The 25,477-nt window shown below is 42.0% G+C and carries 25 protein-coding genes and 1 pseudogene; 9 read left to right on the top strand and 17 right to left on the bottom strand.

Annotated elements, in window-relative coordinates; all coding sequences use genetic code 11:
• Nucleotides 1–2: 2 nt before the first annotated feature.
• Genes B879_RS11705 through B879_RS11685 form a run of 5 tightly spaced genes read right to left on the bottom strand, consistent with a single transcriptional unit; the run spans nucleotide 3 to nucleotide 4,351 of the window.
• Nucleotides 3–1,106 (bottom strand): glycosyltransferase, encoded by a 1,104-nt coding sequence (locus B879_RS11705; protein WP_009185395.1) that lies wholly within the window; start codon nucleotides 1,104–1,106, stop codon nucleotides 3–5.
• Nucleotides 1,103–1,681, bottom strand: coding sequence for a polysaccharide deacetylase family protein (locus tag B879_RS11700; protein WP_238542126.1), 579 nt, complete (start codon nucleotides 1,679–1,681; stop codon nucleotides 1,103–1,105). The genes B879_RS11705 and B879_RS11700 overlap by 4 nt, the downstream gene beginning before the upstream one ends.
• A 53-nt stretch (nucleotides 1,682–1,734) precedes the next feature.
• The gene (locus B879_RS11695) at nucleotides 1,735–2,964 is read right to left on the bottom strand and encodes a PP2C family protein-serine/threonine phosphatase (protein WP_009185393.1); all 1,230 of its coding nucleotides are present in this window, start codon (nucleotides 2,962–2,964) and stop codon (nucleotides 1,735–1,737) included.
• Nucleotides 2,948–3,205 (bottom strand): hypothetical protein, encoded by a 258-nt coding sequence (locus tag B879_RS11690; protein ID WP_009185392.1) that lies wholly within the window; start codon nucleotides 3,203–3,205, stop codon nucleotides 2,948–2,950. The genes B879_RS11695 and B879_RS11690 overlap by 17 nt, the downstream gene beginning before the upstream one ends.
• Before the next feature lie 24 nt (nucleotides 3,206–3,229).
• A complete protein-coding gene (locus B879_RS11685) occupies nucleotides 3,230–4,351 on the bottom strand; it encodes a glycosyltransferase (protein ID WP_009185391.1) in 1,122 nt (373 codons plus the stop codon).
• A gap of 21 nt (nucleotides 4,352–4,372) precedes the next feature.
• Between B879_RS11685 and ruvC the strand changes: the two genes are divergently transcribed.
• A complete protein-coding gene (ruvC, locus tag B879_RS11680) occupies nucleotides 4,373–4,948 on the top strand; it encodes a crossover junction endodeoxyribonuclease RuvC (RefSeq protein ID WP_009185390.1) in 576 nt (191 codons plus the stop codon).
• Here the strand turns inward: ruvC and B879_RS11675 are convergent.
• On the bottom strand, nucleotides 4,945–5,493 hold the full coding sequence (locus B879_RS11675) for a porin family protein (protein WP_009185389.1): 549 nt from the start codon (nucleotides 5,491–5,493) through the stop codon (nucleotides 4,945–4,947). The genes ruvC and B879_RS11675 overlap by 4 nt on opposite strands.
• 203 nt (nucleotides 5,494–5,696) lie before the next feature.
• On the opposite strand from B879_RS11675, the gene B879_RS11670 reads away from it, so the two are divergent.
• Entirely contained in the window at nucleotides 5,697–6,998 is a 1,302-nt protein-coding gene (locus tag B879_RS11670) for a parallel beta-helix domain-containing protein (protein WP_009185387.1), read from the top strand.
• A gap of 1 nt (nucleotide 6,999) precedes the next feature.
• Nucleotides 7,000–8,127 carry an SO2930 family diheme c-type cytochrome gene (locus B879_RS11665; RefSeq protein ID WP_009185386.1) on the top strand — a complete coding sequence of 376 codons (1,128 nt, stop codon included), beginning with the start codon at nucleotides 7,000–7,002 and terminating at the stop codon, nucleotides 8,125–8,127.
• A gap of 56 nt (nucleotides 8,128–8,183) precedes the next feature.
• On the opposite strand, the pseudogene B879_RS22140 reads toward B879_RS11665, so the two are convergent.
• The 8 genes and pseudogenes from B879_RS22140 to B879_RS11630 form a co-directional block, all read right to left on the bottom strand.
• A pseudogene (locus B879_RS22140) lies at nucleotides 8,184–8,378 on the bottom strand (outer membrane beta-barrel protein); the annotation flags it as partial.
• A 45-nt stretch (nucleotides 8,379–8,423) separates the two neighbouring features.
• Nucleotides 8,424–9,494, bottom strand: a complete 1,071-nt coding sequence (locus B879_RS11660) for an alanine racemase (RefSeq protein WP_009185385.1) — start codon at nucleotides 9,492–9,494, stop codon at nucleotides 8,424–8,426.
• A gap of 2 nt (nucleotides 9,495–9,496) precedes the next feature.
• Nucleotides 9,497–9,937 carry a GNAT family N-acetyltransferase gene (locus B879_RS11655; protein ID WP_009185384.1) on the bottom strand — a complete coding sequence of 147 codons (441 nt, stop codon included), beginning with the start codon at nucleotides 9,935–9,937 and terminating at the stop codon, nucleotides 9,497–9,499.
• Nucleotides 9,930–11,372 (bottom strand): sodium:solute symporter family protein, encoded by a 1,443-nt coding sequence (locus B879_RS11650; RefSeq protein ID WP_009185383.1) that lies wholly within the window; start codon nucleotides 11,370–11,372, stop codon nucleotides 9,930–9,932. The genes B879_RS11655 and B879_RS11650 overlap by 8 nt, the downstream gene beginning before the upstream one ends.
• A gap of 136 nt (nucleotides 11,373–11,508) precedes the next feature.
• A complete protein-coding gene (locus B879_RS11645) occupies nucleotides 11,509–12,258 on the bottom strand; it encodes a BF3164 family lipoprotein (protein WP_040400575.1) in 750 nt (249 codons plus the stop codon).
• A 62-nt stretch (nucleotides 12,259–12,320) separates the two neighbouring features.
• A complete protein-coding gene (locus B879_RS11640; protein ID WP_009185381.1) occupies nucleotides 12,321–13,070 on the bottom strand; it encodes a succinate dehydrogenase/fumarate reductase iron-sulfur subunit in 750 nt (249 codons plus the stop codon).
• 27 nt (nucleotides 13,071–13,097) lie between these two features.
• Nucleotides 13,098–15,032: a fumarate reductase/succinate dehydrogenase flavoprotein subunit gene (locus tag B879_RS11635; RefSeq protein WP_009185380.1), complete on the bottom strand. Its 1,935-nt coding sequence runs from the start codon at nucleotides 15,030–15,032 to the stop codon at nucleotides 13,098–13,100.
• A gap of 12 nt (nucleotides 15,033–15,044) precedes the next feature.
• On the bottom strand, nucleotides 15,045–15,725 hold the full coding sequence (locus B879_RS11630) for a succinate dehydrogenase cytochrome b subunit (protein ID WP_009185379.1): 681 nt from the start codon (nucleotides 15,723–15,725) through the stop codon (nucleotides 15,045–15,047).
• Between the two features lie 256 nt (nucleotides 15,726–15,981).
• On the opposite strand from B879_RS11630, the gene B879_RS11625 reads away from it, so the two are divergent.
• The 4 genes from B879_RS11625 (at nucleotide 15,982) to fabD (ending at nucleotide 20,867) form a co-directional block, all read left to right on the top strand.
• The gene (locus tag B879_RS11625) at nucleotides 15,982–18,771 is read left to right on the top strand and encodes a T9SS type B sorting domain-containing protein (RefSeq protein ID WP_009185378.1); all 2,790 of its coding nucleotides are present in this window, start codon (nucleotides 15,982–15,984) and stop codon (nucleotides 18,769–18,771) included.
• Complete coding sequence (locus B879_RS11620; protein ID WP_009185377.1) at nucleotides 18,768–19,193, top strand: thiol-disulfide oxidoreductase DCC family protein; 426 nt, start codon at nucleotides 18,768–18,770, stop codon at nucleotides 19,191–19,193. The genes B879_RS11625 and B879_RS11620 overlap by 4 nt, the downstream gene beginning before the upstream one ends.
• A 22-nt stretch (nucleotides 19,194–19,215) precedes the next feature.
• Nucleotides 19,216–19,845, top strand: a complete 630-nt coding sequence (locus B879_RS11615) for a carbonic anhydrase (protein WP_009185376.1) — start codon at nucleotides 19,216–19,218, stop codon at nucleotides 19,843–19,845.
• 146 nt (nucleotides 19,846–19,991) lie between these two features.
• Complete coding sequence (gene fabD / locus B879_RS11610; protein ID WP_009185375.1) at nucleotides 19,992–20,867, top strand: ACP S-malonyltransferase; 876 nt, start codon at nucleotides 19,992–19,994, stop codon at nucleotides 20,865–20,867.
• A 5-nt stretch (nucleotides 20,868–20,872) separates the two neighbouring features.
• On the opposite strand, the gene folK is transcribed toward fabD, so the two are convergent.
• Nucleotides 20,873–21,379, bottom strand: a complete 507-nt coding sequence (folK, locus tag B879_RS11605) for a 2-amino-4-hydroxy-6-hydroxymethyldihydropteridine diphosphokinase (protein ID WP_009185374.1) — start codon at nucleotides 21,377–21,379, stop codon at nucleotides 20,873–20,875.
• A 69-nt stretch (nucleotides 21,380–21,448) separates the two neighbouring features.
• Between folK and sppA the strand changes: the two genes are divergently transcribed.
• Entirely contained in the window at nucleotides 21,449–23,209 is a 1,761-nt protein-coding gene (sppA, locus tag B879_RS11600) for a signal peptide peptidase SppA (RefSeq protein WP_009185373.1), read from the top strand.
• Between the two features lie 30 nt (nucleotides 23,210–23,239).
• On the opposite strand, the gene B879_RS11595 is transcribed toward sppA, so the two are convergent.
• A complete protein-coding gene (locus B879_RS11595) occupies nucleotides 23,240–24,130 on the bottom strand; it encodes a flavin reductase family protein (RefSeq protein WP_009185372.1) in 891 nt (296 codons plus the stop codon).
• A gap of 94 nt (nucleotides 24,131–24,224) precedes the next feature.
• On the opposite strand from B879_RS11595, the gene B879_RS11590 reads away from it, so the two are divergent.
• Nucleotides 24,225–25,085, top strand: coding sequence for an endonuclease/exonuclease/phosphatase family protein (locus tag B879_RS11590; protein WP_009185371.1), 861 nt, complete (start codon nucleotides 24,225–24,227; stop codon nucleotides 25,083–25,085).
• Between the two features lie 106 nt (nucleotides 25,086–25,191).
• Here the strand turns inward: B879_RS11590 and B879_RS23205 are convergent.
• On the bottom strand, nucleotides 25,192–25,477 hold a 286-nt coding region (locus tag B879_RS23205), incomplete at its 5' end, for a hypothetical protein (RefSeq protein ID WP_040400573.1).

Below are 25,477 nucleotides of genomic sequence, written 5' to 3'. Positions count from 1 at the left end.
CATCAATACTTCCTTCCCTTCCAATCCGTTTTGGACGGCCAAAAATAATAAACTATCGTGGACCAAGCAGTAAGCATATAATATATTTCAAAAAGGAGGAAATCAACCCATTTTAACCGAATGCGGGTTTTTAAAGCAAAACAATAAATAAAAAGCCCTTGTATTAACACTTTGATCAGCCAAAGGATTATTCCTTCAAAAGGATATAAAAAAACCAAAAATAAAACCGCTGGAAAAAAAAGCACCTGTAGCCCTAAAAGCAGTTTCCAAACTGAGGGAAGATCCATGGCGCCTGACATCCATCTTTTCCGTTGCCGCATCAGTCCTGCAAAATTATCCTGTCCCTTGGTCACCACAAGATTATCCTGATTCACCAAATGGATAAGCGGGAAACCTTTTGCCTCTATTTGTTTGGCCATTTCAAAATCCTCTGTCAAAGAAAAAGGGATACCCTCAAATCCTCCGACTGCGTCATAGGCTGATTTCGAAATCAACATGTTGTTACCCATTGAAGTTACCGCAATCCCCAAATCATCCATCACCTTCACCATGCCCAGAGTAAGCCACCAGTCAAAGGCCTGCATCCGATCAAAAAGGGCGTGGCCCTTTATCCTGGTAATTCCAGTGACCACGCCAGCCTGGCTGCTTTGCCAAGCAGCCACCATCGACCGGGCCCAATTTGGCCCTACCACACAATCTGCATCTGTGAACAGTAACAATTCTCCCGTGGCATGTCCCACCATTTGCTGAAGGGCATTGGCCTTACCGTTCATTTTGAACCCATCTCCAGCTTTTACCTCCAAATACAGCGCTTGGGAGTTTTGCTTAGCCCATTGCTGCAAAATTTGGGCAGTCCCATCTTCACTCCCATCATTACCCATAATAATCTGTAACTTGGAACTCGGATAATCTAAACTTTCCAAAGCCTCCAAACATTGCGGGAGATTATGTGCCTCATTTCGGCAGGGAATCAAAATACTGATTTGAGGGAAAGCTATCTGCTCCCCTTCCCCATAATTTTTAAAATTATATCTTAAAAGTAGGAAAAGTATGACATCCTGTAAAATCAATAAAAACACCAAACCGATAGAAATGAGCAACATCATAGGGTACAGGTTTCAAAACCGGATAGTTGCACAAAATCCAGGTAATCGGGAAGGACAGCTTTAATCGTTGTAGCCGTTTTCTCCTGATCATGAAACAACACAATAGACCCATTGCGGGTGTGCTTTTTGCTTTTGTATAAACATCTTTCAGGCGCTTGATCCGGATCATAATCCCCAGAAATCACATCCCACATCACCACTTGATAATTGGGTGAAATTAACTGAAACTGCTTTCTGGTAATTCTTCCATAAGGCGGTCTGAAAAAAAGCGTTTTTTTACCTGTAGCACGAAGTATTTCTTCCTGACACCTTTGAACGTCTTCCAAATAGGCAATAAGGGGTTGGCGATAACCATCCAAATGATGAAAAGTATGGTTACCTATCCCATGTCCAGCTTGAGCCACTTGCTTGGCCAAATTGGGGTGTTTTCGGATATTGTCCCCTACCATAAAAAAAGTGGCCAGCATATTCCTCTTTTCCAATTCATCCAAAACAAAATCTGTCACCCCTGGCACTGGCCCATCATCAAAGGTGAGGTATAGTTTGCGTTCCTCCCTTGTTCGGTGCCAAAGCATTTGACCAAAGATTCTGGGAACAAAAGATGGAATATGGTGCAACCAAACCATAATTATTGGAACCTTAAGCTCAAAAGGGTAATATCATCTCGCTGGGCTTTGCTTTTTGAAAAACTTTGAAGCTCTTCTAAGAGCAAAGTATGGAAACGCCTGGGAGACATGCACAAACGGTCTTTGACAAACTGGTGAAATCTCACATCACCATATTCTTCCTCCTCTTCATTTTGTGTTTCAATAAGGCCGTCTGTATACAGGTGAACCGTAAATCCGGTAAGGTGTGATCTTTTACCCAACTCTAAAAAAGGCAAGGTTTCAAATGCCCCCAGAATGGTGGTCCCAGCCCCTAAAAGTTCAGTCCGGTTTTCTCCCTCCCAACAGAGGACTGGAGGATTATGGCCTGCATTGACATAATTTAGTTCCCTTTTTTTATAATGGTAATGGCCCAAAAAGAAAGTAATGAAGCGCTCCCCTTTGGTATTATCGAATGTGGTATAATTGAGTTGCTCTACCACCATACTCAAATCAGAAGTACTACGGAGTAAAGTCCTGAGAGCCGCCTGGAAATTTGACATCAGCAAGGCCGCCGGCATCCCTTTTCCAGATACATCTGCAATACAAAAGAAGACCTCGTCTTCAGACTTTTGGATCAGGTCATAATAATCACCTCCTACTGTGGAATGAGGGATATAAGTCACTTTGGCTGCCAAACGCGGTGTATTTGGCAGCTCGGCTGGGAACAACATGCGCTGCACATTGGAAGCAATCTCTACCTCCCGCTTGAGGCGTTCCTGTTCCAGTTGCCGCTTGGCAAATTTCTTGTTTTCCAGCGCCACCACCAGGATATTGGCCAAGGCTTGGGTGAAATCCAGGTCAATATCTTCTTGCTGGGATTTTTTCTTTAGAAACAAAATGGCCAACATCTTGTCTTTATGGATAACCGGAAGATAGCTTTCCAGCTCGCCAAAAGAATAGGAAGTTCCCACCTCAATTTGTAAAGCCCCACTCTGCTTATCGTAATTTACTTTTTCTCCCGGAATCTGATCTGGAATCTGATTTTTTAAACCATGGCTTATCATTTTCTCATACGATTCACCCTGAATCATATAAAGTAACAAAGACCTGATATTGAGATGAACAAGACAAGTGAATTTAAAAATATCCAAAAGGACAGCCGCAGGCTTATTTTCATTAATCGCCTGAGTGATCTCCAACAAGGATTTCAATTCCAGTTCTTTTTTTTGATATTTTGCCAGTTCTGTGCCCATCTTAATAGTAACGGCCATTATGGGCCATTAGTCCTTTTTTGGTAGCCAAAAAGTACATTTGCTCTGCTTCATGCTTCAAGTTCTTTACCTCAAAAATTTCATGATCCGGCTCTGCCAAACACTTGATAAAAGACTTTTGATAAAGCGATTCCAAAGTACATTTTAATCGTTCATCCTCCCATCCTAAAGTTGCTTTCAAATATTCATAAGGATGAACAAAATACAGCTCATCTAGTAAATCAAATTCGTCATCGGTCATATTTTGATCTTTAAACCCCTAAAATTAATTGAATTGGGATGAATTTCTGCCTTTCCAGCGTATTTTTCCAAAAATGGCCTTCCACCCTACCATTACCACATAAAAAGGATGCCAAAGTGAAGTAAGGAAAAAGTCTTTACTGTATAGTTCTAAGTTGAGATGCTTTAAGGTTTTGCCCAAAACCCTGCGTTCAAGCAGCAATTTTAAGCCCCAAAGCCAGCTAAAAATCATGACACCTCCCCAGCCTTGACTCAATAAAATCAAACTACTTAAAAAAAGCAGCTGCAATAAAACAGGTAAAAAAGATAGGACTTTATGATAAAAAGAAGCATGCAGCCGCCACTTGGAAGCCCATCTTGCCCTTTGTGAATAAAGCTTGCCCCAAGAAGGTTCTGCCTGGGTCCAAACCAAGTTATCCAATAAGTAAACGGTGGAATTCCCTCCATATCTTTGGCTGATCTTTTTGAGTAAAAATTCATCATCCCCGGAAGGGTGTTGCTTATTTCCTTCATAAGCCCCAACATTCAAAAATGCTGCTTTTCTATAAGCCATATTAGCTGCGCTGCACATCAATGGCCTACCCAAGCCAAACCCCATTTGAGTCATCAGCCATATGCTTGCCCACTCTATTTGTTGGAATTTTGAAAGAAAGGTATCTGCACCCTGACTTATGACAGGACCTGCTGCCAATTGGGTCTTAGGGGCATCAAATGCCTGAAGATAAAGCTCAATCCAATTCACAGGCAAATTACAATCTGCATCCGTTGTTATTAAAAGGCCTCCACGGGCATGATGTACAGCAGTTTCAATGGCCTCTTTTTTTCCCTTTCCTTGATTTTCGAGTACCACAAATGCTATATCTGAATCTCTATTACCTTCAATCAGACGGTGCAGCAATGCCTTCCCTGCATCTTCACTGTGATCATCTACAAACACAACTTCGAATGGCCTGTATTTTAATTGTAGCAATGAAACAAAGAGTTGGGGAAGATTTTTTACCTCATTCCGAAATGGAATAAGAATGGAAACCATTTCTTGACTATGCACAATTTCATCCTGCTTCGGGCTACGATTATCCCACAAGCTTCCCAGCCAAAGTAAAGCGAGGCCATAAAGTATCCCTAACAGCAGGTAAAATGTTAGCATGATTTCTCTTAACTTGCGGTGATGAGTAAAGAAGGGAAAAAACCCACAAAGGAAAAAATAATTTTAGGAATAGACCCGGGGACCAACATCATGGGTTACGGACTTATCCTTGTTGAAGGTAATAAGTACAGTTTGCTTCAATTCGGTGTGATACACCTTAAGAAATACAGTGGACATGAATTGAAGTTGAAAAAGATCTTTGAAAGGATTACTGGCTTGATAGATGAATTCCATCCTGATGCGGTAGCCCTTGAGGCTCCTTTTTATGGAGAAAATGTCCAGTCCATGTTAAAATTGGGCAGGGCTCAGGGAGTAGCCATGGCCGCTGCATTGGCCAGAGAAATCCCTATTGCGGAATACTCCCCCAAAAAGGTCAAGCAGTCTGTCACAGGGAATGGCAATGCTTCAAAGGAACAGGTGGCTCAAATGCTCAAAACATTATTGCACATCAAAGAACTACCAAAGCTTCTGGATGCAACAGATGCCCTGGCAGTGGCCATTTGCCACCATTTCCATGATGGCCGCCTGCAGACCAGAGGCAGGACTGCAGGCTGGAAGTCCTTTTTGGAAGAAAATCCTGGTAGACTTAAAGGTTAAAACCTTCTTGCAACAGAAAGCTTAAATACCCTATTTTTGACATTCACGTCAAAATAATTGAGGCTGATCAATCCTAAATCATAGGAAACCTGAACATTAAGGTCAAAAGGCAAATCCACACCTACTCCAAATACACCCGCAATATCATATCCTCTTAATACTTCCATAGTTTGTGAAACATTACCATTCAGGGTATATTTCCTGGATACCAACAAAGAGCCTTGCGGGCCTGCAAACACATTGAACATATCCCCGATGTGATACCTGACCAAAATAGGAATATCAATATAATTTAGGTTTTCCTTAATGTCACCTGAACTTGATTTGTAGCCCTTTTGGGAAAAATACAACCCTGGCTCAATCGTCAATTCATCTTGCAATTTATACTCGTAAAATGCACCTAAATGGAACCCTACTCTGGAATTGAAACTGAAGCCATCAAAATTGGCAACATTCAACCCACCTCTAGCCCCAAATTGAGCATAGGAACTTGTTGCGCTAAACACCAACAATATCCCCAATAAAAGCAAAAACGGCTTTTTCATAGTTTTGATTAATTAATATAGCTTAATGATTAAATTAGGTTTTGGTTTTAAAGAAAAACATGTAAAAGTATGGGCAATTTAGTAGAAACCCTCAGTAAGTTTAATTTTTTATTTTATCAAATGATTTTTATGCTGATTTTAAATAATTTTGAAATAATTTGTCGTAATAATACTATCAACCCTAATAAAATAGATCCAGCAACATGAAAACCCGAAATTTACTGCAAATATCCCTTCTGATTTTTCCACTAGTTTACTTATTTTTCTCTTGCTCCAGCTCCACCACTGAAATGACTTTTGACTCCAGTAAACTCAGAAAAGCCTCTCAAGAAGAAGTTGAAAAAGTCGTTGAAGCTTTTATTCTGGCCGAGGATGGGGATGTAATTGAAGTCCCTGAAGGGTTCTACAGTTTCAAAACCCAATTGATTTTGGACAATAAAAGCAACATCCAAATCAAGGGGCAAGGGATGGACAAAACGGTCTTATCCTTCCGGGAATTAAAAACGGGCGGAGAAGGAGTCAAGCTGGTAGGAAATGAAATCTTAATCCAGGACCTGAGTATCGAAGATGCACCCGGCGATGGGGTAAAAAGTCAGCATGTGGATGGTATGACTTTCAGGAGAATCAATGTCACCTGGACCAATGGGGACAAATCCAAAAACGGCACCTATGCCATTTATCCCGTTCAATGTAAGAATGTGCTGATAGATGAATGCATTGCTTCCCATTCCAAGGATGCCGGTATCTATGTAGGTCAGTCAGAGAATATCATCGTCAAAAACTCGCTGGCATTTGGCAATGTGGCTGGGATTGAGATAGAAAATTCAGACAACGCGGAAGTATATGGGAATACCGCAAGGGACAATGCCGGCGGAATCTTGGTTTTTAACTTGCCAGGGTTACCCAAGTCAGATGGGAAAGGCACCAAGATTTATGACAATGACATCATTACCAATAACCATGTCAATTTTGCCACGCCTTTGGGAGAAGACCCCAATGGCAATACTGTGACCATGATTCCTCCAGGCTCCGGCATTGTCCTACTCGCTGCCAAAGATGTGGAAGTCTATAATAACCGGATACATAAAAACAAAACGGTGGGTATCGCCATAGCCAATTACCATGTAACAGGTTTCCCCATGGATGCCCCAAATTGGTCCCCCTTCACCTCGAATATTTATGTGCATAACAATGATTTCAAAAGAACTTGGAGGTTTCCTGATTTGACCAAGGAATTTGGCCAATTGATCTCAGTGTACAATGCCCATGGTAAAGGTAAAACCCAAGACATCATTTATGATGGTTTTTTTGATCAATCCTTAGCAGAAAACATCTTAAGTAACCCCATGAGCATATGTATAGATGAAGCTGATATGGAAAAGTTAAATTTCACCTTGTTTGATCTATGGGAGGGTGAAGAAAATATCAAAGCCAGTAAAGATTACAATCCATTTGTATGTCAAACCGAAGTTTTCACAGATGTAAGTCACCTTACTCAGAAATAGCATGACAAGATTTGAGTTTCGAATTTTATTTGGTGTTTTATTCCTGGGAATGGCCTTATCCTGTTCTCAAAAGACAAGCGAAGAGATCGAGCGATGGGATCCATCTGCTATAGTGGAAGCAGAGTGGCCAGAAAAAAGTATGGCCCAGATTGATTTTGCTGGCATCCCTTTCAAAAACTTATCGGACTATGGGTTTTTCAAAGGTGAGGTTACGGCATTGGCTCCCAGTGATAGGGTATTGCCTTATGCCCCTGCCTCTTCCCTGTTTACCGATTATGCTTTCAAATCCCGTTTCATTTGGATGCCGGAAGGAGAGGCAGCTACCATCAACTCCGATGAAGAGGGCACCCTGAACTTTCCTGACCAAACCATCCTGATCAAAAACTTTTACTATCCTTTAGACTTTGCCCAGCCTGAAGGCCCCAAGCGCATCATAGAAACCCGATTGATGGTCAAACAAAACGGGATTTGGGAAGCTTACCCTTACATTTGGAATGATGAGCAATCTGATGCAGCATACAAGGTAGTGGGTGCCGAAAAACCAGTACACTGGAAAGATGCTGCCGGAGAAACCCAGGTGATCAACTACCTGGTTCCCAATAAAAATCAATGCAAAAGCTGCCACAATGCCAATGAAGTGATGGTGCCTATTGGGGTAAAAGCCAAGCACCTCAATCATACCATAGACTTTTCGGAGGGCGCCTCCAATCAATTGGAAAAATGGGCCTCTGAGGGCATGTTAAATGGCTTTGATCATCCTGAGGCCTATCCGAAAATGGTAGATTACTTGGATTCAAAGGGACCTTTGGAATTAAGGGCAAAAGCTTACCTGGACATCAACTGTGCGCATTGCCACCGGGCAGAGGGTCCCGCCAGTACATCGGGTTTGTTTTTGACCTATGAAGAAAAAGACCCCCTGAAATTGGGTGTGTTCAAGACACCCGTGGCCGCGGGTTTTGGTGCAGGCTCCTTTAAATATGCGATCCTGCCAGGGAAGGCCGATGAATCCATTCTTACCTATAGAATGGAAACCAATATCGTCGGGGCTGCTATGCCTGAAATTGGACGGGTGACTACCCATCAGGAAGGTTTAGCACTTATCAAGGATTGGATCAATTCCTTGGAATAAATTCAATAAAAAAGGAGCTGCCATATTTGACAGCACCAAGTTTTATATCACATCAATTAGAACGTGTAACCTAAGGAGATCTGAAAGCCCCTATTGAAAACGTCCACATTACTGTCTTTGAATACAGGGTTCAAACCATAATTATAGGAACCCTGCACATTCAATCCTTTGGGCAGGTTATAGCCAAGTCCAAAGACGACTCCAAAGTCTCTTTCTCTGACATTATCGGTATCAAAACTAACTGTAGAACCGACAGAAAAAATAATCTTTTTTGAAGAAAAGGATGTCTTACAAACTCAATTCACTACTTTGTCCACATAACTGGAATTCAAAATGCTCAATGCGCCCATATATTTAAGGCCAAATTTCACCGTATCTCCGACTTTATATTTTTTAGGATTATCACCCAAATTCAAGATCAGCATGTCAGAACTGGCACCCAAAATTTCAAACTCCCCATCTTCAGGAATCAGGTATTTCGGGTCTACATCAAGCAATCCAATGTCCAGAATTGCACGATAAGAGGTCCTACCATACAGGGATTCGTCGATCTCTGCTGTTTCACCCTGAGGGTTGGCAGCAAGTATACCTGAAGGCAGCAAGGGTTTTTCTTGCATTTCTATAATTTCAGCAAACAGTTCAAATACATCCCCATGCATGCCTTCAATCAATTTTTCCTCAAATAAATCCACCCCAAAAAACAAAGTCTCTCCTACCCTAAAGTGATTGACACCCTTAGGAAGTTGCTGATGAAGCATCAATGGAATTGTGACAGATGTGCCAGCAGATACCCATGGAATCTGTTTGTTAAATTTCAATTCAATGATCTGCTTATAAAGTGAAAGTTGAATCAGTTTATCTGTAGAGGGCATGACCCCATTCAGACAATTTAAATTTGTACCCAAACCAATCACCTCAATATTGGGGAGTTCAAAAATCTGGGCATAGAATTCCACCAAATGGTCTCCCATCACCCCTTCCCTGAGGTCGCCCGTCTCCACCATAATGATGATTTTATGGGTCTTTCCTTGTTTTTGGGCCTCTTCTGAAATCCATCGGATGGTGGTCAGTTCACTATTTAAACTGACATCCGCATATTTTACCAATTTCCCGATGTTCCTTTTAGATGCTGGCTTGATGTAAACAGTTTGCACATTGGGATCAATTTCCTTGATTTTCGCCAGATTACTGATCCTGGAATCATGGATTTCATGTACCCCCAAATCAATAAGTTCCTTCAACAGCATTCTGTTTCCACATAGTAACTTAGACACTATACCCCAAGAAACGTCGTGTTCATCGAACATTTTTTTCAGGAAATCAAAATTATCCTGGAGCTTTTTTTTATGTAATGTAAGGTAAGCCATTTTTATTTCTTCAGTCTCATTTCAAGGTATTTGTTGGTAAATCCAAGGGCTTCATACAATTTTCTGGCGGGGTTATCCGGTTCTACGTGCAGGGCAATATCTCCCTTAGCCAAGTCAATAGCTGTTTGCATTAATTTCTTACCTACACCCTTGCCTCTTTGGGAAGCATCTACTGCGATGTAAACCAAAATATTCTCAGGAATATAACCGGACATACCTGTTTTATTCATTACCACAGCACCAACAATTTTACCTTCTTCCCTAGCGGCTACTGTGAAGCCACCTTTATCCACAGCCTGATCCAAAGCATAATCCAGACAATTCATGATATGCTGATGCGGATCGCCGTATTTTTCCAAATGCACAAAAAGGAAATCAGCTATCTCCTTCTTCTGCAAATAGGTGGCCTGATCTTTAGCGGATAAAGTTTCTATCTTAAGCATATTCTTTAATTTTATTTTGATTTTTAATTCTATACACCATAATTACAAGCAAATACATTGCTAAAGAAGTAAAAACTCCGAAAAAATTTGGATCTAAGCCCAAAAATAGCTCCCAGTCCATCATTCCAAGCCCTGCTGTCATCGCCCCACCTGAAATCATGGCAGCTATGGCAGCCTGTGGATTCCTGTATTTAGTAAACAGACCAAATAATATGGGCACCAATAAACCCGAAACCATAAAGGCATAACTGTACAGCATCAGATCCAGGACATTGGTCATTTGCAATGCCAAGGACAAGGCCAAAACACCTAAAATCAAGGTAAAGAGTTGGCTGTAGCGGATCTGTGTATTTTCACTTTTGGGATTCAACCATTTGCCAAGCACATCGGTGCTCAGATTTCCTGAAGCTGCCATCAAACAGGAATCCGCGGTGGAGAGGACGGCTGAAAAATAAGCTGCCATCATCAAACCTAGTATTCCGGGCGGAAGTATGGTGCGCAATAAAATAGGCAAGCCCATTTCAGGATCCATTACATCCAGATCAATGATCAAAAGACCCTGCTCAAAGGCCACTTTGGACAGCAAACCGAGGGATACCCCCATAAATGCCATGATGGGCCACTCAAAAAAACCAGCGATAAACCAGGCTTTTTTGGCCGACTTCTCATCCCGGCTTGCAAAAATCCTTTGATAGAGCGTCATGCCGATGAACCAAATCGGGATTATCGTAATGCCCCAATTGGCCAAATCCTGCCAACGTAAGTTAGATAAAGAAAAGTAGGATTCCGGCAAAGTAGCCTGAATGCTCTCCCAGCCTCCCACATGAAAATAGGCAACGGGAAGGCCGATCAGAATAAATCCAAGCATCAGGATGATCCACTGTACCGTATCTGTATAGATGACTGCCTTGAGTCCTCCCAAAACAGTATACACCACCGCAATGATGCCCATGAGTACCAAGGCCTCGGTAAGCCCTAACTCAATAAAAGTCCCCGAAGCCAATTTGGCCCCAGCCAATAGTTGTGAGGAGGTAAAACCTAAATAACCAATGAGGGAAATGAAAGCAGCCACCAAAGCAACTTTCCGATTGAAGAGGTGGTCGAATATCTGCGGAAAAGTATAAAAATTGGCAAAAGCAGGATCGCTCTTTACCCGGGGAATCAACACCACTGCAGCCAACCAGGCCCCTAAAAGCCCGGTAAACAACATCCAGCTGCCTGCAAGCCCCATCACAAATCCAAGCCCCCCAAGTCCTACCGAAAAACCACCCCCAACATCTGTGGCCACTACTGAAAGACCAATATGCCAACTGCCTATATTTCTACCGCCAACATAATAATCATCCTGATTTTTATTTTGATGCATGAAGTAGTACCCTACTCCCAGCATCAACAACATGTACCCGACAAAGATGCCGAGGTCTATGTAATGCATGAATCCCCTTCCTTTAAATCAAATAAAATTTCAAATAAATATGATTTTTCAAAGGTACAAAAAATAAAAGTAGTCCAAAAGAAAGAAAACATCTATTTAAAACCGAGATAATGGCTAACAACAATTTCGGCTTAACTTAAAAAGGAAATGCATAGACTTCTGATTCAATCCTGTCCAATCCATAGATTATTCTTTTTTTCCAATCCACGGCTATAGAAGTTACAGCATGATCTAACTCATAAAATGCCAGGGGATTACCTTCCCAATCAATGGCTAAAACTTTATTATGATGAATGGAGGTCTCCCCTTCTCCAGGTTTTACTGTTTTACCATTAGCGTACAATAAAAAAATCAGTTTCTCACTTGCAGCCAAAGATTTGTAAGCATGCTGAATTTTATTAAATACCCGCTTCATATATGGCGTTCCAGAGCGATCACCGATATCAAAATCAGGCACAAATTGATGTGGACCGTGAATTCTTTTTAGAAGATTAGCTTTCTCATCATAGATCTCGATCAAATCTGTATATTCATAAGCCAATACCATTTTATCCTTTTGGGGATTGGAAATTAATTGGCCAGAAAAAACATCCACTGCCACCATGGATGGCATTTCTATGCCATAATCCGGATAATCTCCAACTCCAGACATTTGATCACCTTCCTGAGAATAGACCAAGAATCTGGAAAAAGGGACTATCGCTTGAGTAGTAGTATAAAATTGGTCATTCCTCAAATAAACTGAAGATAAAATAGGATTCATAAATGTCATACTTTCAATTTCCTCAATTACAATAGCATCACTTTTGATATCGAAAAGAAATCTTTTCATAAAGGTTGAAACAACATCATGAACCCAAACTGTCCCATCCTCTAAAAAAATCAAAACAAAAAAGTAAAAAAGGCTCTGAAATTATTCAGAGCCAAGTATTATATAGTTTAATCTATCTACACATTCTCACTGCTTACTACAGCAGAGAAGTATTCCCTGTTCATACGTGCAATATTGGTGATGCTGATGCCTTTTGGACATTCTGCTTCACAGGCACCGGTATTGGTACATGCACCAAAGCCTTCGGCATCCATCTGCGCAATCATTTTTTCTGCCCTCTCTTTACGTTCTACCTGTCCCTGTGGCAAAAGCGCCAATTGGGAAACTTTGGCAGAGGTAAACAGCATGGCAGAAGCATTTTTACAGGCCGCTACACAGGCACCGCAACCGATGCAAGTAGCAGCGTCAAATGCCTCATCCGCAATCTTTTTTGGGATAGGTATTTCATTGGCGTCAGGAACACCGCCTGTGTTGACGGACACATAACCACCTGCTTGAATGATGCGGTCAAAAGCTGACCTGTCCACCACCAAATCCTTCACCACTGGAAAGGCCTTAGCCCTCCAAGGTTCAATAGTGATGGTTTCTCCGTCATTAAAGGACCTCATGTGCAACTGACAGGTAGTCGTCTGCAAAGGACCATGAGGTTTGCCATTGATATACAAGGAACACATCCCACAGATACCTTCACGGCAATCATGATCAAAATGCACAGGATCCTCTCCTTTTCCTGCTAATTGTTCGTTCAATACATCCAACATTTCCAAAAAAGACATGTCTTTGGAAACATCGGACACTTTATATTCTCTAAAGCCTCCTTTGTCGGCGTTATTTTTCTGTCTCCAGATATTTAAAGTTAAATTCATGGCGAATAAGAGTTTAATGCTTCTAAATTACTTGTAACTTCTTTGGGTCAACTTCACATTCTCGAACACAAGAGGTTCCTTGTGCAGGACTTCTTCCTCACCTTCACCCACATATTGCCAAGCAGCTACATAAGCAAAGTTCTCATCATCCCTTAAGGCTTCCCCTTCAGGCGTCTGATATTCTTCTCTAAAGTGTCCGCCGCAGGATTCATTCCTGTTCAAGGCATCATCCACCATCAGTTCTCCCAATTCAAGGAAGTCGGCTACACGGTGGGCTTTTTCCAAAGATTGGTTAAGCTCTTCATTGCCCCCTAATACATTCACATTGGTCCAAAATTCGGCTTTAAGCTCCTTGATCATTGCTTTGGCCTTTTTCAAGCCTTCTTCAGTTCTGGCCATTCCACAATAATCCCACATGATCTTGCCCAGTTTCTTGTGGAAGTAATCCACTGTTTTCTCACCTGGAATATCCAACAGCTTTTGAATTCTGGCTTTCACATCTGCTTCTGCCTTCTGGAATTCGGGATGATCTGTTGGAGTTTTGGTATAAGGAGTTTGCGCCAAATAATCACCTATGGTGTAAGGAATCACAAAATAGCCATCAGCAAGCCCTTGCATCAAGGCTGAAGCTCCCAATCTATTGGCGCCGTGATCGGAGAAATTAGCTTCTCCCAAGGCATATAAGCCAGGAATGTTGGTCATCAAATTGTAATCCACCCAAAGTCCACCCATGGTGTAGTGAACCGCTGGATAAATCTTCATAGGTACCTTATATGGATTCTCACCGGTAATCTGTTGATACATATCAAAAAGGTTTCCATACCTGGCACGGATTACATCTTCGCTATCCCTGATGATGGCATCACGGAAGTCCAGGAAGACCGCCTCACCGGTTTCATTTACTCCTCTACCTTCATCACAGACATATTTGGCATTTCTAGAGGCTACGTCGCGGGGCACCAAGTTACCGAAAGAAGGATACTTTCTTTCCAAGAAATAATCCCTATCTTCTTCTTTGATATCATTGGCAGTGATTTCACCTTTTCTAAGCTTTTCTGCTATTTCCTTCGTCGCCGGAACCCATACCCTACCATCATTTCTCAAGGATTCTGACATCAGGGTCAACTTGGACTGATGATCTCCAGAAACAGGAATACAGGTGGGGTGAATTTGGGTGAAACAAGGGTTTGCCATCAAGGCACCTCGTTTATGTGCCCTCCAAGCTGCGGTTACATTGGAACCCATTGCGTTGGTGGAAAGGAAAAACACGTTGCCATAACCACCAGTACACAACAGTACGGCATGGGCACTGTGAGATTCAATGGCGCCGGTAATCAGATTTCTTGTGATGATACCACGAGCTTTTCCGTCTACGGTAACCACATCCATCATTTCAGTACGTGGATACAATTTTACTTTTCCATTGGCAACTTGTCTGGAAAGTGCTGAATAAGCACCCAATAACAATTGCTGTCCGGTCTGCCCCCGGGCATAGAAAGTCCTTGATACCTGTGCGCCACCAAATGAACGGTTGGCCAGAAGTCCACCATATTCTCTGGCGAATGGTACGCCTTGTGCTACACATTGGTCAATGATATTGACAGACACTTCGGCCAAGCGGTAAACATTGGCCTCTCTTGCCCTGTAGTCACCACCTTTGATCGTGTCATAAAACAAACGGAAAACAGAATCACCGTCGTTTTGGTAGTTTTTGGCAGCATTGATACCTCCCTGTGCTGCAATGGAGTGCGCCCTTCTTGGGCTATCCTGGAAGCAAAATGCTTTCACATTGTAGCCCAATTCGGCCAGAGATGCTGCTGCAGACGCACCGGCAAGCCCGGTTCCTACCACAATGACATCATATTTACGCTTATTAGCAGGGTTGACCAGCTTAACGTTGAATTTATGTTTGGACCACTTTTCTGCTAAAGGACCCTCTGGAATTTTTGAATCTAAAATCATACTTGATCGTGTTTAATTCATGAAATAGATATACAAAGGCATGCTTGCAAAAAGTGCTGGTACAATGATGCTGAATGCCAAACCTAGTTTTTTGATTGCGGGTGAATATTTTACATGGTTCAAACCTAATGTCTGAAAGGCGCTTTCAAATCCATGGGAAAGGTGAAGTCCCAAGAAAACCATGGATAGCACATAAAGCCCTACTAAAAGCTCTGATTGAAAGGCAAAAAATACAATTGAATACAAATCTTTGTACTGTTCACCAGCATAAGTCACCATTGGAATATCTCCCCAATGCATCTTATACCAGAAACCTTGTAAGTGTATCACCAGGAAAATGAGGATGATGGTGCCCAAGACCCCCATATTTCTAGAAGTCCAAGCGGAATTGGTGGATGCCTTGCTATTGGCATAAGCTACTGGTCTGGCAGATTTGTTATGCCTGGTCAAAATGATGGAATACACCACGTGTGCTAGGACAGAAATGTAAGTGAGGTAGGATAATATTTTAACGGCCGGATTGGTGGTCATAAACTTGGCGTAAATATTAAATGCCTCTCCTCCGTCATTCTTAAATAAAAGGGTGTTTCCGGAAACATGTCCAATAAGGAATATAATCAGAAACAAACCCGTAAGGGCCATCAATAGTTTTCGGCCTAAGGTGCTGCTTAAGGTTTTGGATACCCAACTCATATACTTTCGCTTAAATGTTCGGTTAATTTTTGATTGATTCTTTGTGGCCAAATTTACATTTGGAAAACTTAGCAAACAATCCAAAAACTAACCATACACTTATTTTAAAACGTTCTAAATAATTAAATTCAGAATCTAAACAAACTTTTGTTTTATGACTTTTTAACCAAGTGTTTATTTTTATTGTTTGAATATTTGGGATATTTTCATCCTGATTTGATTACATTCGTATAAGGGGATTAAAAGCAGAAAATTCATGCAATTGAGAATAAGCTACTTATTTGTTTTTTTATCGATCCTTTTTGGATCTTATCAAGCTCATGCCACACACATACGCGCAGGTGAAATCACTGCCGAGCGCGTTAATCCCCAGACATTAACCTATAGAATCACTGTTGTAGGCTATACTGATACCCGTTCCAATGTAATATTTGGACCAGGTGACATCAATTTTGGTGATGGTCGTGAAGCCAGGCTGAATACAGAAAGTGATTTTGTTTTGGTAGAATCCCTGGGCAATCAAATAGAGAAAAATACATTTGTGGTCACCCATACCTATCAAGGGCCAGGACAATATGTTATTAGGTTTAGGGAATTTAACAGGAACGACCGAACCCTGAACATGGACAATTCGGTGGATACGCCATTTTATGTAGAAACCATGATTACCATTGATCCTTTTATCGGGATCAATAACTCGCCTATCCTTACGATTCCTCCTGTAGATAATGGGGGCGTCAATATCCGATATATCCATAATCCAGGAGCCTATGACCCGGATGGTGACAGTTTAGCCTATTTCTTTGATGAAATTACCGTCAAGCCCAAGCAGGGGTTCCAGCGTTTTGTCAACAACTATAGAAGTCCCGCATCTCCAGAATTCAGTTTCAACAGGGAAGATGGATCAGGCAATCCATTCATATCTATGGACCCAATTACAGGCGACCTGATTTGGGATGCACCTGGCCTTGCAGGCCAGTATAATGTTGCTTTTCAAATACAGGAATGGCGGAAAATTGCAGGAGAATACCAACTCATTGGCTATGTGGTCCGGGATATGCAGATCATCATAGAAAACACCAATAACCAAAGACCGGAAATCATACTTCCGCCTGATCTCTGTGTGGTAGCAGGAACCCGGATAACAGAAATCATCCAAGGTTCGGATCCGGATGGAGATCCCATTAGGATTGAAGTTTTTGGTGATCCCATAGAGATCACCACTTCGCCCGCTACTTATTCACCGGTTTCTGTATTTCAGTCCAGCCCTGGAATCATTGAATTTGACTGGCAGACCGTATGTAGCCATGTCCGGGCCCGAGAATACCAAGTCAGGGTCCGTATTACAGATCAGCCTAGGTCAGGCCCGGCTTTAGTGGATATCCGCACCTGGAACATCAAGGTTGTAGGCCCTCCTCCCGTCTTTGAAGACATAGAGCAGCAACAGGGCAGGTCTGCCAAACTATCATGGGAACCTTATTCCTGCGGGTCAACCGCAGAAACCATGCAAGTATGGAGAAGACTCAATTCAGACCCTTACGAACCAGATTCCTGTGAAACAGGTATCCGGGCAGGTTATGAACTGGTAGGAACGACCAATATGGGGGTATTTGATTTTCTGGATAATAACAATGGAGAAGGATTAGCACCTGGAAATACCTATTGTTACCGATTGGTTGCTGCATATCCTCCGCCAAGGCTCGGGGAAAGCATCGTCTCTGAAGAAATATGTATTACTGTGGATGTGGATGTCCCATTGATCACCAATGTGAGTGTAGAAACCACTGATACAGAAGACGGACAGATTTTCGTCCGTTGGACACCACCTTATGATATCGACCGGGAGCAATTCCCAGGTCCTTTCACCTATGAGCTATTCAGAAGCACAGGATTTAGTGGAAACCAAAATAGGGTTTCTGTCATCAGCACCGGAGATACTTCATTTACAGACACAGGATTGAATACTGAAAACCTTGTTTACAATTATCGGGTACTTTTAAAAGAAAATAACACTGTCATTGACAGCTCAAGTGCTGCCTCTTCGGTAAGATTATCCCCTATCATCATCAATGAAGCCATTGAATTAAATTGGAATTTCACAGTTCCTTGGAACAATGCAGTATCCGAATTCAAACATGAAGTTTATCGCAATAGAACGGATCCTCTAGCTCAAGATGCAGACACATTCGTATTGATTGCAGAGGTGGATCCTACGACAGGAGGGTTCAGCTACCTAGATGATGGCAGCCATAATGGCTCCTCACTTCAGCGGGACATTGAATACTGTTATTATGTAGTTACCAAGGGCACATACAATGTAGATATGATCGAAATGCCTTTGGAAAACAAGTCTCAGATAGTCTGTGCCAGGCCTGATGATGACCGACTGCCCTGCCCACCGGTATTGACCTTTGAAGGCCCAGATTGCACAGAATTCCTGTCTGATAAAATATGTGGCTTCAATAATTTTGTACATGATCTGAGTTGGGAACCGGACTTTTCAGGTGTCTGTGATGACGAACTGAGCGCTTTCAGGCTTTACTTCAACCCTGATGGAGAAGAAGGACAGTTTGATCTTGTAGGTACCTATTCGCCATTTGAATTCGAAGCACGTATTACCAACCTTCCCAATTTCAGGGGATGCTATTACATCACAGCAGTAGATAGGTCAGGAAATGAAAGTGAACCCAGTAACATTGTATGTGTGGACAATTGTCCCAATTACGAGTTACCGAATACTTTCACGCCAAATGGGGATGGCATCAATGATACATTCATGGCCTTTGACAACCCATTTGCACGTTGCCCAAGATTTGTACTGGGCGTAGAAATATTTATTGTCAACAGATGGGGCGTAGAAGTATTCAATTACAATAGCCTGAATGCACCTGAAAATGATATTTTTATTCGATGGGATGGCAGAGATAAAAACGGCAACGAACTTCCTGCCGGCACCTATTTCTACAGCGCTACGGTATTGTTTGATGCCCTCAATCCTTCCTTACAGGAAAGAAAATTAAAGGGTACCATTCAAATAGTCCGATGAGGATACAGGACCAATACGATATCGTTCTTTTCGATGGTGTTTGTAACTTATGCAATAACGCCGTCGATTTCATCATACAAAGAGACCAAGGGGCTCATTTTAAAGTAGGAGCACTGCAGGATAAGCATGTTAAAAAAATGCTTAAACCCTATGAAGTCAAAGAGGATTACCTGGATTCTCTGATCTTGATAAGGGGAGATAAAGTGTTTTACAAAAGCAGGGCAGCTTTAGAAATTAGCAGAAAATTGAATGCCTTATGGCCCTTACTTTATGGTTTCATTATAATACCTGCATTCATCAGAGATCCAATTTATGATTGGATAGCAAGAAACCGTTATAAGTGGTTCGGTAAAAAAGAGACCTGCAGATTGCCCACCGAAGAGGAGCAAAATCAATTTCTTTCAGAAGAAGATATGCTATAGTATTTACCAAATGACCCTTGCTATGGAAATTAAAAATGTTTTCGAAAACAATAAAACATGGATCAAGGAAAAGCTTTCAATTGATCCGAATTACTTCCAAAAACTTTCAGAAGGACAGCAACCAACAATCCTTTACATAGGCTGCTCGGATTCAAGGGTGACGGCAGAAGAACTTATGGGAGTCGCTCCCGGGGAGGTTTTTGTACATAGAAACATCGCTAACCTGGTCATAGGTGTCGATGTCAATGCCATGGCAGTTTTGCATTATGCCGTAGACCACCTTCAGGTAAAGCATATCGTGTTGTGCGGTCACTATTTTTGCGGAGGGGTCAAAGCGGCCATGCAGGCGCAGGATCTTGGGGTATTGAACCCATGGCTTCGAAACATTCGGGATGTTTACAGATTACATCAAAAAGAATTGGATGCCATAGCGGATGAAAATTCCCGTTACAACAGACTGATTGAGTTGAATGTACAGGAACAATGCATCAATTTGATCAAGACTGCCACCGTTCAAAAAGCCATTAAGAAAAGAGGTCTTCAGGTGCATGGTTGGGTATTTGATATGGCCAGTGGAAAACTGATTGATCTCCAAATCGACTTCAAAAAAATCCTTTCCAAAATTATGGAAATTTATGATTTAGGAGAGTAATCGCCTGCACTTTTCCCCTTGAACCCGAAGCTTTGTTTATATGGATTCAACCCTATTTCTAACCATACAGGACCATCCTAGTCCGATGAATCACGCGCATTCACATTGAATTCTCTATATTTGCAGCTCAAATCAAAGCAAATATCATGAAAGCATATGTTTTTCCGGGCCAAGGGGCTCAGTTTTCGGGTATGGGAAAAGACCTGTATGAAAACAATGAAGCTGCTAAGGCACTATTTGAGCAGGCCAATGAAATTTTGGGATTTCGCATTTCTGACATCATGTTTGGAGGCAGTGATGACGAACTCAAACAAACCAAGGTCACACAACCAGCCATTTTCCTACATTCCGTGATCTTGGCAAAAACCTCTCCTGACTTTAACCCCGATATGGTGGCCGGACATTCACTTGGCGAATTTTCCGCCTTGGTTGCCAATGGCACCCTTGCTTTTGAAGATGGGCTAAAGCTGGTTTACCAAAGGGCTTTGGCCATGCAGGAAGCCTGCGAAATCAACCCTTCCGGAATGGCTGCCATTTTAGGCCTGGAAGACGAAAAAGTAGAAGAAATCTGCGCTGCCATAGAAGGGGAAACTGTAGTGCCGGCCAACTACAATTGTCCGGGACAATTGGTTATTTCAGGTTCCAATAAAGGAATTGAAATTGCCTGCGAAAAAATGAAGGAGGCAGGAGCAAAAAGGGCGCTTCCTTTGCCGGTTGGAGGTGCATTCCACTCTCCTCTGATGGAACCTGCCAGGGAAAAATTGCAAAAAGCCATTGAATCCACTGTTTTCCATAGCCCCTCTTGTCCTGTGTATCAAAATGTAAGTACAACAGGAGTAAGTGAGGTGGAAGAAATCAAGAAAAACCTCATCTCCCAATTGACTGCTCCTGTAAAATGGACCCAGTCTGTTCAGCAAATGGTAGCTGACGGAGCGACTGAGTTCATCGAATGTGGACCGGGTAAAGTATTACAGGGATTGGTTAAAAAAATCCACCGCGAAGCAGAAGTTTCAAGCATATAAGCAAACTAAAGGCCTGGATTTTCCAGGCTTTTTTCATATTGCTGTACTTTTGAATTGTCTTTACATTGTTTCAGCAAAAACGATTGGGACATCCCTGATCTAGGGTGCAAAAATGTAGGTAAAACTTCTGCAAGAGGTGCTAGGACAAATCTCCGCTCCTCCAAATAAGGGTGGGGAATGATCAGTTTCTCCGAATGTATGAGCCTGTCTCCATAGTACAATATATCTATGTCCATCGTTCTATCTCCCCATTTGACCTCACGTACCCTTTCTAATCTACGTTCAATTTGTTGTATAATGTCCAGCACTTGCTCAGGCTCCAACTGACTTTCAAAAATTAAAACCTGATTGAGGTAATTCCCCTTTGAGGCCCCTCCCCAAGCTTCTGTTTCAAAGATGGAGGAAGCATTAAGTTCTGGACCCAACTTTTCAGAAAGTATTTTTCTTGCCTGCTGAATCAATAAAAGCCGATCTCCAAGATTTCCTCCGATAATTAAAACCAGTTTTTCCATTTTACTGTTGCCTTAGCGAATCAAACATAAATAAAAAAGGCTTATTTTAGCTGCATAAATTAGACGAATATGAGATTTCTAGGTAATGTTTTAGCTGTTATAGTTGGTCTGTTGGTTTTTTCTGTCATGAGTTTTTTTATTCTTGCAGGGCTGATAGCCATTATTGCTTCTTCAGAAGATGAGGTAAAAGTCAAAGAAAATACTGTTTTAGTGATTAACCTGGAAGGCCGTGTGCTGGTGGAAAGAAGTAACGAAGATGATCCCGATTTCTCTTCTTTGGGTTTGTTCAGCGGTGTTCCCACCATAGGCCTCACAAGTTTAAAAACTGCCATTCGCAACGCCAAAGAAAGCGATGATATCAAAGGAATTTTCCTCAAACCCGGCACTTTTATGGCAGGGCAGGCGGGTATCAAGGAGCTGAGGGATGAACTTGTTGCCTTTAAAGAGTCTGATAAATTTATTGTAAGTTATGGAGAAATTTACACTGAAAATGGTTATTATCTCAGTTCCGCATCAGACGAAATATACATCAACCCTTCCGGCTTTATGGAATTCAATGGTTATGCCAGTGAAATCATGTTTTTTAAAGGTCTATTCGAAAAACTGGAAGTTGAGCCACAGATTTTTAGGGTAGGTGATTTTAAAAGTGCGGTTGAGCCCTTCATGTTGGACAAAATGAGTGAGGAAAACCGCCTGCAGACGGCTTCTTTTCTCAATGACCTGAGTAATTATGCCCTAAATGAAATCGCCGAAAGCAGGGGGATTGGACTGGAAAGGCTCAAGGAAATCAACCAACAAATGTTGGTCAGAAAGTTGAAAGATGCAGAATCCCTGCAATTGATTGATGGGCTTTGGTACGAGGACGAGGTCATTGACCATATGAAGGAAAAATTAGGCTTGGAAAAAGACGATAAGATCAATACGATCAACATTTCGAGGATGAACCGCGCTATAAAAACCAAGGGTAAAAGTTCTAAAAACAGGATTGCAGTCATAATCGCTGAAGGAGAAATCATGGGGGGAAGGGATGAGACCATCATCAGCTCGGAAAGGTTCAAAGATGAAATCCGAAAAGCAAGAAAAAATGATAATGTAAAAGCCATTGTCCTCAGGGTAAACTCACCGGGGGGCTCAGCCCTGGCCTCAGAAGTAATCTGGAGAGAATTGGAAGAAACCAGAAAAGTCAAGCCGGTCATTGCCTCCATGGGTGAAGTAGCAGCCTCAGGGGGGTATTACATTGCCGCAGCTTCGGATACTATTGTCGCGCAACCCAACACCATTACGGGTTCCATCGGAATTTTTGCACTATGGTTTAATGCTCAGGGCCTACTGAACAATAAGTTGGGCATAACCACTGATGTGGTAAAAACAGGAGAATTCTCTGACTTTCTAAGTCCAACAAGAAGGGTGAGCGAGATGGAGCGGAATATTTTTCAGGCCCAAATAGAAGAAGGATATGATATTTTCCTCAGCCGTGTATCACAAGGGAGGGAAATGTCCAAAGAGGATGTGATGTCAGTAGCATCCGGAAGGGTATGGACGGGCAATCAAGCCTTGGAAAATGGTTTGGTGGATGTTCTTGGAGGCTTGGATACAGCCATTGAAATAGCAGCCAAAAGAGCAGAAGTAGAAGATGATTACCGTGTGGTATACTATCCCGAAATCAAACCTTGGTTTGAAAGATTTCTCAATCAGTTTTCCAATGAAGTGCAAGCCTATTATCAACAAAAAAAATTGGGTAATTTTTACCCCATTTACCATCAGATCGAGCAAGTTAAAAAATATGAAGGCATTATGATGCGCATGCCTTATGATTATACCATTCAATAAAAAGGGGCTGTCTTATGAGACAGCCTCTCTTTATTCCTGGAGTAAAATCTTCCAAGCCATTTCCACATCACCCAACTCCAGCACTTCTTTGGCGTATTGATGCAAGTGATTGATATAGCTTTCTCTATCATGTTGAAACCTGATGCGCATTTCCTGAATAACAGGTTGCGTTGCAAATTCTAACACTTCCTCCTGACCTGGCAAAGCTTCCACATTGCCCAATCTCCCCAAGTTGTTGCCCGAGAGCACTGTGCTGTTTCGGATACTAAAAGGAATGGCATCAACTCCTATTCCTTTGGTTCTAATTGGCTTGGGGATTTCAAAAAGTGCATCTCCCTGAGCCCTACAGTACCAATCTCCCCCCATCCTGGAAACTGCATCTAATTTGAATGGATCTATTTGACCTTTTTCATTGAATATATCTTCCCTAAAGTGTGCCAAGATTACTTCACAGAGTACCAAGTTGCCCGCTCCCCCCTCTTCACCTAAAGGAATAACTTCCTTAACCCTACATTCAAATGCAGCAGGTGCCTCCTTTACCCTAGGTGGTTTTACCTTGGTAGAAGGTACTTCGGTGAGTCCTGACTTGATAAATTCATTGACCCCTTGTTCATACTCTGTACTGGCCAAAGACATTTGCTCCACCATGGCATAATCCACAATATTGATCACCACTTCCGGCACCTCGAGGACATTTTCCAGACTGTGCTTGGTTGTATTGTCCCTAACCCTTCTTGAAGGCGAAAAGATGAGGATTGGCGGATTGGAACCGAATATATTAAAAAAGCTATAAGGGCTTAAATTGACATTCCCGGATTTGTCGACTGTACTGGCAAAGGCAATGGGCCTGGGAGCGATTGCTCCCAAAAGGTAACCATGTAATTCGGCCGTACTTATTTCTTTTGGGTCTATGGATTTCATAAAGCTGCTTTTATATTATTAACACCAATTTCTTCAAACGGTTGCCTGACTTCATTTTGTTTTGCTAAATTAAGCAAGTCAAATTATTTGTACCATGAACCTCAAAACTTTAATCTCATACTTTGTCTTTTTGGGAGGACTTATGTCCTTCTTGCTGAACAGTTCGGAAGCCGTAGCCCAAAGCATCAATGTTGCTACCTATAACATACGCTTTGACAATCCTAATGATATCGGGAACCTATGGAAAGACCGATCACCCCATCTCATCAATCAGATTCTTTTTCATCAAATGGATATTATCGGTACACAGGAAGGATTACACCACCAACTTGAGGAAATGCAAACAGCTTTAGGTTTCCCCTACCTTGGCGTAGGCAGGGATAAAGGAGGAAAAGAAGGGGAATTCAGCGCCATATTTTACCATGCAGATAAACTGGAAGTTATGGATCATGGCACTTTTTGGTTGTCGACTACCCCGGATCAACCTTCTAAAGATTGGGATGCCGCCCTACCGAGAATCTGCACCTGGGCCAAATTCAAGTGGAAGATAGAAGAGAAGGAGTTTTTTGTATTCAACATACATTATGATCACATCGGACAGCAAGCCAGGGAAGAAAGCAGCAAATTGGTCCTCAGGAAAATCAAGGAAATAAACAAAGGAAATTTACCGGCCATTTTTATGGGAGATTTCAACGTGACTCCTGACAATCCTGCTTATCAAACGGTCTTAGAACAGTCCGACATGAAGGACAGCCGTTCAATCAGCCAAACGCCTTCCATTGGTAATCAGGGAACATTTAATGGATTCAATTGGGATAAATTACCGGAGGGCATCATTGACCATATTTTTGTAAGCCCTGGAATTCAAGTCTTAAGGCATGGTATTTTGACGGACAATTACGGCATGAAATACCCATCTGACCATTTTCCTGTGCTGGCAGAGATTTCATGGTAAATCCATCTGGCCTGTAATACCTTTCTATCTTATAAGATAGACGGCTTTTTGAAGCACAACCTGTCCCGGTTACGGGACTAGGGACAAAAGGAAACGGAATCCAGAATCAGCTTCTGGATTCGGACAAGTCTGTGAATACGGCTCGGTTGTCCGAAGTATCCGAACTTCGGACCCTGATTATCGAGCTTCCAGCTCCACTTAACAAATTGCACCCACACAAGTAGTATATTTTTGAACCATAACCTGTCCAAATAAAAGGAAACAAAAGGAAATCATCATGGAAACCCACTTCCGACTTCCGCCCTCCGAAATCCCACTTCATCTTAATTCTTGCTTCTTGTGTCCCGCTTCTAACAGGCTTTTGTGGACTTTTGTGTTTAAAAATATATCTC

It is taken from the genome of Cecembia lonarensis LW9, from assembly GCF_000298295.1.
Taxonomy (GTDB): Bacteria; Bacteroidota; Bacteroidia; order Cytophagales; family Cyclobacteriaceae; genus Cecembia; species Cecembia lonarensis.
This window is presented reverse-complemented; position numbering and strand designations above follow the sequence as displayed.